This window comes from Streptomyces sp. NPDC052040 (assembly GCF_044548405.1).
Classification (GTDB): Bacteria; Actinomycetota; Actinomycetes; order Streptomycetales; family Streptomycetaceae; genus Streptomyces.
The window spans coordinates 993218-1006525 of sequence record NZ_JBIUBV010000001.1 but is presented as its reverse complement, the minus strand read 5'-3'; the positions used below and the strand labels follow the sequence as shown (position 1 = coordinate 1006525).

General features: G+C 74.5%; 8 protein-coding genes. 5 read left to right on the top strand and 3 right to left on the bottom strand.

What is annotated here, in order from left to right; translation table 11 throughout:
* Positions 1–105: 105 nt before the first annotated feature.
* Genes ACIHAA_RS04265 through meaB form a run of 3 tightly spaced genes read left to right on the top strand, consistent with a single transcriptional unit; the run spans position 106 to position 5090 of the window.
* Positions 106–1914: a methylmalonyl-CoA mutase family protein gene (locus ACIHAA_RS04265; RefSeq protein ID WP_399812831.1), complete on the top strand. Its 1809-nt coding sequence runs from the start codon at positions 106–108 to the stop codon at positions 1912–1914.
* The gene (scpA, locus tag ACIHAA_RS04260) at positions 1914–4091 is read left to right on the top strand and encodes a methylmalonyl-CoA mutase (RefSeq protein WP_399812829.1); all 2178 of its coding nucleotides are present in this window, start codon (positions 1914–1916) and stop codon (positions 4089–4091) included. Before ACIHAA_RS04265 ends, scpA begins: the two co-directional genes overlap by 1 nt.
* Positions 4092–4103: 12 nt before the next feature.
* Positions 4104–5090 carry a methylmalonyl Co-A mutase-associated GTPase MeaB gene (gene meaB, locus ACIHAA_RS04255; RefSeq protein ID WP_399812826.1) on the top strand — a complete coding sequence of 329 codons (987 nt, stop codon included), beginning with the start codon at positions 4104–4106 and terminating at the stop codon, positions 5088–5090.
* Positions 5091–5105: 15 nt separating this feature from the next.
* Here meaB and lysA read toward each other — a convergent pair whose 3' ends face one another.
* Both lysA and ACIHAA_RS04245 read right to left on the bottom strand, forming a co-directional pair.
* Positions 5106–6443 carry a diaminopimelate decarboxylase gene (gene lysA / locus ACIHAA_RS04250; RefSeq protein ID WP_399812823.1) on the bottom strand — a complete coding sequence of 446 codons (1338 nt, stop codon included), beginning with the start codon at positions 6441–6443 and terminating at the stop codon, positions 5106–5108.
* Positions 6427–6891: an SAV_915 family protein gene (locus tag ACIHAA_RS04245; protein ID WP_399812820.1), complete on the bottom strand. Its 465-nt coding sequence runs from the start codon at positions 6889–6891 to the stop codon at positions 6427–6429. Before ACIHAA_RS04245 ends, lysA begins: the two co-directional genes overlap by 17 nt.
* A gap of 432 nt (positions 6892–7323) precedes the next feature.
* On the opposite strand from ACIHAA_RS04245, the gene ACIHAA_RS04240 reads away from it, so the two are divergent.
* Entirely contained in the window at positions 7324–7914 is a 591-nt protein-coding gene (locus ACIHAA_RS04240; protein ID WP_399812818.1) for a universal stress protein, read from the top strand.
* Between the two features lie 7 nt (positions 7915–7921).
* Here ACIHAA_RS04240 and ACIHAA_RS04235 read toward each other — a convergent pair whose 3' ends face one another.
* Positions 7922–12490 carry an HAD-IC family P-type ATPase gene (locus ACIHAA_RS04235; protein WP_399812816.1) on the bottom strand — a complete coding sequence of 1523 codons (4569 nt, stop codon included), beginning with the start codon at positions 12488–12490 and terminating at the stop codon, positions 7922–7924.
* Positions 12491–12962: 472 nt separating this feature from the next.
* Between ACIHAA_RS04235 and ACIHAA_RS04230 the strand changes: the two genes are divergently transcribed.
* Positions 12963–13157: a hypothetical protein gene (locus ACIHAA_RS04230; RefSeq protein WP_399812814.1), complete on the top strand. Its 195-nt coding sequence runs from the start codon at positions 12963–12965 to the stop codon at positions 13155–13157.
* Positions 13158–13308 lie beyond the last annotated feature (151 nt).

Here is a 13308-nt window from a genome sequence, read left to right as displayed (position 1 = left end):
GGGCGGACCGCGTCCCACCCCGGTGCCCACCCGCTCACCCAAAGAGAACAAGGTCACAACCGCGCCCTCTGCTGCTCAGGTGCCCACCTGCCCTAGCATCCGAGCATGACCGTCCTGCCTGACGAAGGACTCTCCCTGGCGGCGGAGTTCCCTGACGCGACCCTGGAACAGTGGCAGCACCTGGTAGCGGGTGTGCTGCACAAGTCGGGCAAGGAAGTCCCCGTCGCCGAGGCAGAGGACGCCCTGTCCACCGCTCTGGAGGACGGGCTGCGCACCCGGCCGCTGTACACCGCGCGCGACCACGCGCCCGATCCCGGGCTGCCCGGTTTCGCGCCCTTTGTGCGCGGGGGGCGGCCGGAGGGGAACACGGCGGGCGGCTGGGACGTGCGCCAGCAGCACACCGTCGCGGACTCCGGCGCGGTCCTCGGCGACCTGGAGAACGGCGTCACCTCCCTGTGGCTGGGCGTCGGCGACGCGGGCATCCCCGTCGCCGCCCTGGACCGCGCCCTGGAGGGCGTCTATCTGGACCTGGCGCCCGTCGTCCTGGACGCGGGCGCCGAGACCGGGCCCGCCGCACGGCGGCTGCTGGCGCTCTACGAGGAGCGGGGCGTCGCCGCGGACGCGGCCCGCGGCAACCTGGGCGCCGACCCGCTGGGCCACCAGGCCCGCACCGGACAGCCGTACGACTTCGCTCCGGTGGCCGAGCTGGCCCGGCTGTGCGCCGACCGGTATCCGGGGCTGCGGGCGCTGACCGTGGACGCCCTGCCGTACCACGAGGCGGGCGGCTCCGCCGCGCAGGAGCTGGGCTGCTCGCTCGCGACCGCCGTCGCCTGTCTGCGCGAGCTGACCGCGGCGGGCCTGAGCGTCGAACAGGCCTGTGCGCAGCTGGAGTTCCGGTACGCGGCGACCGCCGACCAGTTCCTCACCGTGGCCAAGCTGCGCGCGGCGCGCCGCCTGTTCGCCCGGGTCGCCGAGGCCTGCGGGGCACCGCAGGCGGGCGCACAGCTCCAGCACGCGGTGACCTCGCCGGTGATGATGACGCGCCGCGACCCCTGGGTGAACATGCTGCGCACCACGGTGGCGACCCTGGCCGCCGGGGTCGGGGGCGCCGACGCCGTGACCGTGCTCCCCTTCGACCAGGCGCTGGGCCTGCCGGACGCCTTCGCACGGCGGATCGCCCGCAACACCTCCACCATCCTCATCGAGGAGTCGCACCTCGGCCGGGTGATCGATCCGGCGGGCGGCTCCTGGTACGTGGAGCGGCTGACGGACGAACTGGCGCACGCGGCCTGGGAGTTCTTCCAGGAGATCGAGCGGGCCGGGGGCCAGGGGGCCGCCCTGCGCTCCGGTCTGGTCCGCGACCGGCTGGCCGGGACCTGGTCCGCGCGCAGCGCGCGGCTCGCCAAGCGGCGCGAGCCGGTGACGGGCGTCAGCGAGTTCCCGCACCTGGACGAGAAGCCGGTGGTCCGCGCCCCCGCGCCGGTACCGCCGTCCGGGGGCCTGCCCCGGGTGCGCCGGGACGAGGCGTACGAGGCGCTGCGGGCCCGCTCCGACGCCCACCTCGCCGCGACCGGTGCCCGGCCCCGGGTCTACCTCGCCGCGCTCGGCCCGGCCGCCGCCCACACCGCCCGGCTCACCTTCGCCGCCAACCTCTTCCAGGCGGGCGGCATCGAGCCCGTCACCCAGGGCACCTTCGAGGAGAGCGGGGCGCGGGAGGCATGCCTGTGCTCCAGCGACCCGCTGTACCAGGAGCAGGCCGAGACCACCGCACAGGAGCTCCGGGCGGCGGGCGCCGAGCAGGTGTTCCTCGCCGGACGGCCGGGCCCGTACGCGGGTGTCGACACCTATGTCTTCGCCGGCTGCGACGCGGTGGCCGTGCTCTCCGCCACGCTCGACCGCATGGGAGTGTCCTGATGTCCATCCCCGACTTCTCGGCGATCGAGCTGGGGACACCGGCCGAGAGCCACGGCCCCGACGAGTGGCGCACCGCCGTCAAGAAGGCCGCCGACGGCGCCGACCTGCTCTGGGAGACGCCCGAGGGCATCACGGTCAAACCCCTCTACACCGGGCAGGACACGGAGGGTCTGGACTTCCTGGACACCTTCCCGGGGATCGCCCCCTATCTGCGGGGCCCGTATCCGACGATGTACGTCAACCAGCCGTGGACGATCCGGCAGTACGCGGGTTTCTCCACGGCCGAGGAGTCCAACGCCTTCTACCGCCGCAATCTGGCGGCCGGTCAGAAGGGCCTGTCCGTCGCCTTCGACCTGCCCACGCACCGCGGCTACGACAGCGACCACCCGCGGGTGACCGGTGATGTCGGCATGGCGGGCGTGGCGATCGACTCGATCTACGACATGCGGCAGCTCTTCGACGGCATCCCGCTGGACCGGATGACGGTGTCGATGACGATGAACGGCGCCGTGCTGCCGGTGCTGGCGCTGTACATCGTGGCGGCGGAGGAGCAGGGTGTGCCGCCGGAGAAGCTGGCCGGGACCATCCAGAACGACATCCTCAAGGAGTTCATGGTCCGCAACACCTATATCTATCCGCCGAAGCCGTCGATGCGGATCATCTCCGACATCTTCGCCTTCACCTCCCAGCGGATGCCCCGCTACAACTCCATCTCCATCTCCGGCTACCACATCCAGGAGGCGGGCGCCACGGCCGACCTGGAGCTGGCGTACACCCTCGCCGACGGTGTGGAGTACATCCGGGCGGGCCGGGACGCGGGCCTGGACGTGGACGCCTTCGCCCCCCGGCTCTCCTTCTTCTGGGCGATCGGCATGAACTTCTTCATGGAGATCGCCAAGCTGCGCGCGGCCCGGCTGCTGTGGGCCAAGCTGGTGCGGCAGTTCGACCCCAAGAACACCAAGTCCCTCTCGCTGCGCACCCATTCACAGACCTCCGGCTGGTCCCTGACCGCGCAGGACGTCTTCAACAATGTGACGCGCACCTGTGTGGAGGCGATGGCGGCGACCCAGGGCCACACCCAGTCCCTGCACACCAACGCCCTCGACGAGGCGCTCGCGCTGCCCACCGACTTCTCGGCCCGGATCGCCCGCAACACCCAGCTGCTGATCCAGCAGGAGTCCGGCACCACCCGGGTCATCGACCCCTGGGGCGGCAGCGCCTATGTGGAGCGGCTGACCTACGACCTCGCCCGCCAGGCCTGGCAGCACATCCAGGAGGTCGAGGGGGCGGGCGGCATGGCGCAGGCCATCGACGCGGGCATCCCGAAGCTGCGTGTGGAGGAGGCCGCGGCCCGCACCCAGGCCCGGATCGACTCCGGGCGGCAGCCGGTGATCGGGGTGAACAAGTACCGGGTGGACTCCGACGAGCAGATCGAGGTGCTGAAGGTCGACAACTCCTCGGTGCGCAGCCAGCAGATCGCCAAGCTGCGGCGGCTGCGTGAGGAGCGGGACGAGACCGTCTGCCAGGACGCGCTGGAGGCGCTCACCCGCGCGGCGGGCGGCGAGGGCAATCTGCTGGAACTGGCGGTGCGCGCGGCCCGGGCGAAGGCGACCGTCGGGGAGATCTCGTACGCCCTGGAGAAGGTGTACGGACGGCACGCGAGCCAGATCCGTACGATCTCCGGTGTGTACCGCAACGAAGCAGGCGAGTCGCCGAACGTGGACCGTACCCGGGCCCTGGTCGACGCCTTCGCCGAGGCCGAGGGGCGCAGGCCGCGCATCCTGGTGGCCAAGATGGGCCAGGACGGCCACGACCGCGGGCAGAAGGTGATCGCGACCGCCTTCGCCGACCTGGGCTTCGACGTGGACGTCGGCCCGCTCTTCCAGACCCCCGGGGAGGTGGCGCGGCAGGCCGTCGAGGCGGATGTGCACATCGTCGGGGTGTCATCACTGGCCGCGGGGCATCTCACCCTGGTGCCCGCGCTGCGGGAGGCGCTCGCCGAGGAGGGCCGCGACGACATCATGATCGTGGTCGGCGGGGTGATCCCGCCGCAGGACGTGCCGACCCTGCTGGAGATGGGCGCGGCGGCGGTCTTCCCGCCCGGCACGGTGATCCCGGACGCGGCCCATGACCTGGTGACGCGGCTGGCGGAAGCCCTCGGCCACGGCGACCTGTGAGACCGTGATCCCATGGCCTTCGACCTCGACACATACGTCAAGGGCGTGCTCGACGGGAGACGGGCGGTGGTCGCCCGGGCGATCACCCTCGTCGAGTCCACCCGCCCCCAGCACCGGGCGCTGGCGCAGGAGTTGCTGACCGAGCTGCTGCCGCACAGCGGCCGGGCCCGGCGGATCGGCGTCAGCGGGGTGCCGGGGGTGGGCAAGTCGACCTTCATCGACGCCTTCGGCACCATGCTGACCGGTCTGGGGCACCGGGTGGCCGTACTGGCCGTGGATCCGTCGTCCAGCCGGACCGGGGGCTCGATCCTCGGCGACAAGACGCGGATGGAGCGGCTGGCCGTCGACCCGGCGGCCTTCGTCCGCCCCTCCCCCACCGCCGGGACGCTGGGCGGGGTCGCCAAGGCGACCCGGGAGTCGATCGTGGTGATGGAGGCCGCGGGCTACGACGTGGTCCTGGTGGAGACGGTCGGTGTGGGCCAGTCGGAGACGGCCGTGGCCAACATGGTCGACTCCTTTCTGCTGCTGACCCTGGCCCGCACCGGGGACCAGTTGCAGGGCATCAAGAAGGGTGTCCTGGAGCTGGCCGATGTGATCGCGGTCAACAAGGCGGACGGCCCGCACGAGCGGGACGCCCGGGCCGCGGCGCGTGAACTGGCTGGCGCACTCAGGCTGATGCACGGCAGGGACGCCTTCTGGACGCCGCCGGTGCTCAGTTGCAGTGCCAGGGAGTCGACGGGCCTCGACATCGTGTGGGAGCGGCTGGAGCAGCACCGCGCGCTGCTGGACTCCTCGGGGCGCCTGGCCGAGCGGCGCAGGGACCAGCAGGTCGACTGGACCTGGACCATGGTCCGCGACGAACTGCTGGGCCGGCTGTATGCCGACCCGGCAGTCCGCTCCCTGGCACCGGCCCTGGAACAGCAGGTCAGAAACGGCGAGTTGACGGCCACCCGGGCCGCGGAACGCCTGCTGGACGCCTTCGGGGGCCAGGAGGACTGAAGAGGGGCCGTGGCACTACAGCCCCACGTCGCGGCTGCGGATGTCGTCCAAGGACTCGCGGCGGACCAGCAGCCGGGCGTGCCCGTCCCGCACCGCGGCCACCGGCGGGCGGCCGACCAGGTTGTAGCCGGAGGCCATCGACAGCTGGTAGGCACCGGCGACGGGCACGGCGAGCAGGTCTCCGGGCCGTACGTCCTCCGGGAGGGGGACCCCGGCCGCGAGGACGTCCCCGGCCTCGCAGTGGCGGCCCACCACGGTCGCCGGGAGCAGGGGGGCGCCGCTGTCCCGGCCCACCAGGCGGGGCGCGTACCGCACCCCGTAGAGGGCGGGCCGCGGGTTGTCGCTCATCCCGCCGTCGACGGCCACGAAGGTGCGGCCGCCGGTGCGTTTGACGGCGAGGACGCGGTAGAGGGCGACACCGGCCGGGCCCGCGACGGCCCTGCCGGGTTCGATGATCAGCCGGGGTACGGGCAGTCCCGCCGAGGCACAGGCCTCGGTCAGCTCCGCCCGGACCTTGCGAGCCAGCGTGGTGAGGTCGAGGGCCTGCTCGCCGGGGCGGTAGGCGATGCCGTGGCCGCCGCCCAGATCCAGTTCGGGCAGCACCAGGCCGTGCTGCCGGTGCAGCCGGGCCATCAGGCCCACCAGTCTGCGCACGGCCCCCAGATAGGGCTTCACACTGGTGATCTGCGAGCCCAAGTGGCAGTGCAGTCCGGTCAGTTCCAGCTGCGGCTGGTCCAGGATCCGGGCGATGGCGTGCTGGGCGTAGCCGTCGGAGACGGACAGGCCGAACTTCTGGTCCTCGGTGCCGGTGCGGATCTTCTGGTGGCCGCCCGCGTGGATCCCGGGCACGACCCGGACCATGACCTTCTGATGGCCCCCGGGCCCGACCGCGGCGGCCAGCCGCGCGATCTCCGAGGGGCTGTCGATGACGATCCGGCCGACGCCGAGCCGCAGCGCGCACTCCAGGTCGTGCGGGGACTTGGCGTTGCCGTGGAGCACGATCCGCTCGGGCGGGAAGCCGGTGGTGACCGCGAGTTCCAGTTCTCCGGCGGAGCAGACGTCGAGGCCGAGGCCCTCCTCGTCCATCCAGTGGACCATGGCCCGGCACAGGAACGCCTTGGCCGCGTAGAGCACTTCGGCATCGGGAAAGACCTGCCGGTAGGTACGGCAGCGCCCGCGGACCTCGGCCTCGTCGAGAACGTAGACGGGGGTGCCGAAGCGGTCCGCCAGTTCGGAGAGTGCCACGCCTCCCACGGCGAGGTCGCCGGGGCGGGGCTCGGCGGTCGAGGCGGGCCACACCGACAGGTCGGGCGCGGCGGTGGTGGTCACGGCGGGTTCATGAACGGTGGTCATCGGGTCCTCCCTGTCGGCCGGCCCGGAGCGACAGGGCGGGGACGGCCACGGGGGCACCGGTCGCCGGGAGTACTGCGACGGCCTGCGGGTCCCGGGTGCCGACGGTCCGGCGGCGCGTGCCGGGCTGCTTCCGGGTGCGGGGCGGCTGCCCGTCGCGGGCCGGTACGGGAGCGGTGGACCGGGGGTCGACCGTGACGGTGCTGACGCCGAGCGGTGCGGTCAGCGCCCGCAGCGCAGGTTCGGCGATCCTGATCCACGCCTGGGACGGTCCGAGCGACGCGGTCAGCCTGCGCTCGGAGGTGAAGCCGACCGCCGTCCGCTCGCCGAGCGGAGTACGGAAGAGCCGGGCGGCGCACCGTGCCGGTCCCGGCCGGACCGGGACGTACAGGGGTCCGGCCGGGAACCGATCGGCGGGTTCGGGGTCTTCGTCGTAGCGGGGTTCTGCCATGGGATGCCTCCCGGAGGATCCGCGGTCGTTCAGGACGAGCGGTTGGTGCTTCAGGGGTGTGCTGCTTGCCGGGGTGTGCTGCTTGCAGTGGTGTGCTTCTTCAGGGGTGAGCCGGGCGGCGGCGCCGGGGTCGTACCCGCTGCGCGGTGCGGCGGACCGGGGCTCGCCGTTGACGCTATGCCCGTACGGCCCGGGCGCCGGACCACTCCTGACGGGACGCTGACGGCGGGCGGGTCGACGCTGACGCGTTGCTGACACGCGCGGCCCGGGGCGCGGGCGGGCCCGTCAGAGGGGTGTCAGGAATGGACGCGGGGCCTGTTCGGGGCCCGGTCCGGAGCGTGGGATGGAGACGGTATCGACGAACGTCCCCGACAGGAGGGAGCCTCCGGGATCCGCCCGGACACTCTTTCGGGGTGTGAGGAACGGTGTGTGATGTCCGAGTCCGACGCCTCCCCGGCCCTCCGTGTGGTGGTGGGCGTGAGCGGGTCGCCGGGCAGCGTGGCCGCCCTGCGCCGGGCGGCCGACGAGGCCCGCCTCCGTGGTGCGGAGCTGTGGCCGGTGCTGGCCTGGGAGCCGCCCGGCGGGGACCCGGCCGCCCGCCGGTCGCCCGCGGCGTGCGGGATGACCGGGGAGTGGGAGCGGCTGGCGCGGGAGCGGCTGCTGGAGTCGCTCCGCGGTGTGTTCGGCGCCCTGGGGCCGGGGCTGCCGATGCGGGCGCTGACCGCGCGCGGAGCGCCCGGCCCGGCGCTGGTGGGGATCGCCGCCCGGGAGGACGACGTCCTGGTCGTCGGGGCCGGACGCCGCTCCCGGCCGCACCGCGCGCTGTGGCCCTCGGTGGGCCGCTACTGCCTCGCCCACGCCGTCTGCCCGGTGCTGGCGGTGCCGCCGTCGCCGCTTCAGGCCGCGCTCACGGCCGCCCACCGCCGCAACGTCTGGCGGCTGCGCCTGGACCCGGGCCGGGTCGCCCGGGAGTGGGAGACCGTGCCGCCCGCGGACCGGGGCGGGAACTCCGGCGGCCGGTGACGGCTTCTCAGGAGGCGGCGGCCCGACCGGCCCAGGGGGCGGGCAGGCCGCAGCGGGACAGCAGGCCGCTCAGCCAGGCCAGTGGGGCCGCGGCCAGGACGGCCGCGGCCGACGACGGCAGCGGCGCCCCGCCCGGGACGTCGGTCTGCTCCCCCAAGGAGGGCAGCAGGCTTGTACCGGCCAGGCGGCGGGTCAGGGGCTCCAGTCGCCCGTGCAGCAGGGTGGCCGCGGTGATGGCGGCGAGGGCGATGCCCCAGCCGGCGGGGCCCAGCGGGGTGGATCCGAAGAACTGGCTGATGCCGGGGGTCTGGATGATGCCGACCAGCACCGCAGCGGAGCCGAAGGTGGCGATGAGCACCTGACGGTCGGCGCCGCCGCTGATGAGGGTCTGGGCGAGCTGGGTGCCGACCACCGCGGCCAGCGCCACCGTACCGGCGCGGCGCTGGGTGCCGGTGAAGCGGGCCGCCGTCCAGGCCAGCCCGGAGCCGAGCGCGGTGGTCAGCCCGCGTTGCAGCATCTCCCGGGTGAGCGAGGTGCCCAGCGACTGGTGGGGGCCTTCCTGGAGCAGCTGTTCCCCGGTGCTCTCGGCCGGGGTGCGCACCGCGATGGCGAGGGCGGGCGCGAGGTCGGTGAGCAGGTTGACCAGCATGATCTGACGGGCGCTCAGCGGTGAGCTGCCGGAGAGCGCGGAGGCGAGCACACTGAAGGTGACCTCGCCGAGGTTGCCGCCGATCAGGATGGCCAGGGCGGTCCTGACCGAGGTCCACATCGCCCGGCCCTCGGTCAGCGCGGTGACGATCGTCTCCAGCCGGTCGTCGCCGATGACCAGGTCGGCGGCGGCCGTGGCCGCGGGGGTGCCGCGCCGCCCGAGGGCGATGCCCACGTCGGCGAGCCGGATGGCGGGGGCGTCGTTGGCCCCGTCGCCGGTCATCGCCACCACCCGGCCCAGGCGCTGGAAGGCCTCGACGACACGGACCTTGTGGTGCGGGGTGCACCGGGCGATCACATCCACCGTGGGCAGCAGCGCTTCCAGCGCCTCGTCGTCGAGCTGGTCCAGCTCCGGCCCGGTGCACACCGTCTGGTTCGGGTCGCCGGTGACGGAGGCCGCGATGGCCTCGGCGGTGGCGGCGTGGTCCCCGGTGAGCAGGACCGTGTGCACCCCGGCCGCCCGCAGTCGGCTGGTGGCCGGGGCGGCCCCGGGGCGTACCGGGTCGGCCAGCACCACGAAACCCACGAAGACCAGGTCCTGCACCGCGTCGTCGGTGAGCTGCTCCCCTGTTTTCATGGTGCGTTCGGCGACGGCGAGCACCCGGCGGCCCGCCCCGGCCAGGTCCTCGGTGGCCCGGGTGAGCGCCTTGTACCCGGCGTCGTCGAGGGTGCTCTGCACTCCGTTCAGCCGCCGGTGGCGGCAGCGGTCGAGGACGACCTCGGGGGCGCCCTTGACGCTGAGCAGGGTGCGTCCGGCGGTGCTGCCGGTGGTGGCGTGATAGGCGCGGGACGGGTCGAAGGGCAGGGTGCCGGTGCGCCGCCAGCGGGGTGCGCCGTGGCCGACGGACACCCGCAGCCGACGGGCCCCCGCGGCCACGGCCCGGTCGGTCTGATGAGCCATCGGCTCGGACTGGCGGGCGGCGGGGGTGGCGCGGAGCGCGGCGGCGAGGACGGACCGGTGGCGCGGGCCGAGCCGGTCGACGGGAAGCGTACGGTCGCCGTCGCCGACGGCGGCGAGCTGGAGATTGCCCTCGGTGAGGGTGCCCGTCTTGTCGAAGCACAGCACATCGGCCCGGCCGAGCGCCTCGATGGTGCGGGGGTTGCGGACCAGCGCCCCGTGTTCGGCCAGGCGGCGGGCGGAGGCCAGCTGGGCCGCGTTGACGAGGAACGGCAGCCCCTCGGGCACCGAGGCAACCGCGAGGTTCACCGCCGAGGCCAGGCTTTCGGCGAGCGGGCGGCCGTGCAGCAGTCCAGCCCCGGCGACCGCCGCCGCGGAGATCGTCGCCACCGGCAGGCTCGCCTTGGTCAGCGAGGACAGCCGGGCCTCGACCCCGGTGACCGGCGCGGCCTCGCGGGCGGTGGCCATGGTGCGCCCGACCTCGGTGGCCGCCCCGGTGGCCACGACCACGGCCAGCGCCTCACCGGCGGAGACGGTGGTGCCCTCGTAGAGCATCGACAGCCGGTCGGTGAGATGGGCGGCGACCACCGGGGTGGGGTCCTTGGCCACCGGCAGGGACTCCCCGGTCAGCGACGACTCGTCGACCTCCAGGCCCTGGGCCGTGAGCAGACGGCAGTCGGCGGGCACCACGTCCTCCGGCCGCAGCAGTACGACATCGCCCGGCACCAGTTCCTCCGCGCTGACCAGCCGTTCGACGCCCCCGCGCCGCACCCGGGCGCCCACGGCGGAGCGCGCGGTCAGCTCGGCCAGGGCCCGTTCGGTGCGTACCCGCTGGACGCCGCCCACCAGTGCCGAGGTCCCGGTGATCAGGCCGACCAGCAGGGCGTCCGCCCGGGACCCCACGGAGGCGGCCAGGGCGGCCCCACCCGCCAGTACGGGGGTCAGCGGGTTGGCCAGTTCCTCGACGAAGGCTGACGGCAGGGTGGTCCGCGGTGCCACGCCCGACCGCGACGGTCCCTTGGCGCGGGCCTCCGCCTCCTCCGCGGACAGCCCGGCCGCGGTGGTGCCCAGCCGCTCCAGGGCCCGTTCGGCGGGCATCAGATGCCAGGGCACGGTCTCCACGGACGGGGTGACCGGGCGGGAGCACAGCTGCCGGGCACGCCAGACACCCATGGCGAAGGCGATTCCTCCGGCGGTGTTACAGGCCGCCTGGCCCCGCGAGCAGGCCTCGGCGGCCGGGGCGCGCAGCGCGGCCACGGCGCCGATGCCGCTTCCTCCGGCGGCGAGCACCGCGCTGTCCCGGTCGACCTGGCGGGCCACCCCGACCGCGCTCAGGACGAGGGCGACCGAGTCCAGGTCGGTGCCGACCAGCAGATGGGCACCCCAGGCGGGCGGTTCGCCCTCCCGGTGGACTCCGAGGCCGCAGTCCGAGGCTCCCAGTGCGCGCCGGTTCCCCGAGACGACCAGTACCACCGCGCCGTCCGCCTGGAGTCCGCGCACGGACGCCACCAGTCGGCTCCCGGTCGGCACCATGGCGTCGACGAAGCCGAGTTCGGGATAGGGCTGGTCACCCGCGAGGACCACCCGGATCCCGGAACGGCGCGCGGCGGCCGCCAGGGCCTGGGCGCCGGGCAGGGTGCGGGTCGCCACGCCCGCGACGGCCATCAGACGGCTGCCTTGGGCGAGGCCGAGCACCTGTTCGCTGCCCCGGTGCCGCAGCCGGTCCTCGGCTCCCCGGCCGGTGGGGCCCTCCAGGTCGAGACCGTCCAGGGGGCCGAGCGTCCAGCCGTCGCCGTCGTGGCGCACCCGGGCGGGGGCGGCCGGGTCGAACAGGGCGAACAGCCGGTCGGAGACCTCTCCGGGTCCGGCGCCGTCGAGCAGTTCCAGATCGGTCAGTTCACGGCGGCCGCCGCGCAGCGCGTCGACGTCCAGGAGCACGGTGTCCACCTGGCCCAGGCGGCGGAGCGCGCCCCGGTCCATGGCCACCACGCCCCGCAGCGCGAGCACCCGGCCCAGGCTGGTGGCGAAGCCCTCCCGCCCGGCCTCCGGCGCCTTCGGCATGCTGGCCAGTGCCACCGCGAGGGCGCGCCTCGGGCCGACGCCGGGCGCGGTGAGGGCACCGACGGCCGCGCCCGCCCCCATGGCCCGGGTGGCATAGCGTTCGGTCACATCGCGGTGGGCCTGGGGCCGTTGGGTGAGGGTGGGCTCGGCGGACGCGTCCTCCGGTCCCCGTACGAGCCGGGGTTCGGCCTCCCCCCACGCCTGGAGGGCCGCGTTGCCCTCCCGCCACTGGGCCAGGCGCTGCGCCGCGTCGAGGACGAGGCCGCCGCCGCGGGTGGCCACACCCTGGACGATGGCGTTGAGTGCCGGAACCACCAGGTCCGGGGATTCGCCTTCGCCGAGCACCGATCCCACCAGCCTGCGCAGCAGGGGATGGCACTGTACGGCCGTGGCGAGCGCCCCCACCTCGGCGGGCAGCGGGGTCCACGGGGACAGCCGGGTGACCACGGTGAGCAGCAGCCCCGCGACGTCCGCCGCGAGGACCGGAAGCGCGGGCCGGGTGCGGGGCGCCTCGCCCGGGTGGTGCGGCTCGGGACGCCACCCGTCGGGGCCGCCCTGCTCCGCGCCACCGGCGGCGGCACGGGCCTCCGCGCGGGCGATGATCCGGATGAGTTCCCGCCGGGGCGGTGGCGGCGAGGCCAGTTCCACGACCACCCGTTCCGCGGGCGCGTTCACCCGCGCCCACAGGACCCCGGGGTGCTCTTCGAGGGCGTGCTCCACCACCCGGCTCACCCGGGTTCCGCCGGGACCCCGCACCCCTCGTACGTCGATGTGGCAGCGTCCGGGGCGGGACCAGACGTCCCGCTTGTCCATGCGGAGCAGCAGGTCGGCCCCGGCGGCCACGCCGTGCTTCACGCTGCGGGTCAGCGGTGCCGACAGCGGCGAAACCACCTCGGACAACAGCGACATCCGTGCGCCACCTCCGCAGCAGGCCGGTCCCTCGTCCCTTTGCGATCAGCTTGGGCCAGCCCGCGACCGGCCGCCCGACGAGCTGGTCCGAACGGCTGCTCGGGTCGCAGGCGTCCGGGCCGGGAGGTAGCTTGTGCCTGGCCGGGGGCGACGTTGCGGAGCCACTGATGGGATGTGAGCCGTGAGCACGCCGAGGACCGCCGGGAACCGACCGAAGCCGGCACCGAAGCCGTCGGCAGCGAAGCCATCGGCAACGAAGAGGGGACCGGACCCGAAACCGCCGTCGGAGAAGAGCAAGCCGCGGGCCCGGCGGCCGCCGAGGACGAAGCGCTCTACGCCTCCGCAGACGTCGCCCGGCCCCGAGGGCTCCGTGACCCCCGAGCCGCCGAGGGGCGAGGCCCCCGCCGGGCCGACCGGTCACGCTCTCCCCCTTCCCGGTCTCGGCGGGACGGCCGACCGGGCTGCCGATGCCGTGGCAGCCTCCCTGGCCGCCGCCCGCCGCGCACTGACGGCACGGCACGGCCTGCCCCTGTACGCCGGTCTCGGCGCGCTGGCGGTGGTGGGCGTCCTGGAGTGGCCGCTGGCCGTGGGCCTCGGCGTCGGCCACGCCGTACTGCGCACCAAGGGAGAGCCTGAGCAGTCAACAACTCCCCAGCTCAGCCCCTGAGTTCAACTGCTCGGCACCACGCCTCCCCCTTCTCCCCCACCGCCGGAGCCGGTCGCCCACAGACCACAGATACGGCTCCGGCGGCTCGCTGTCCGGACGGCGTAGGCTGCCACGGCACAGCCGATCACGTACGGGCACCAAGCCCGTTCAC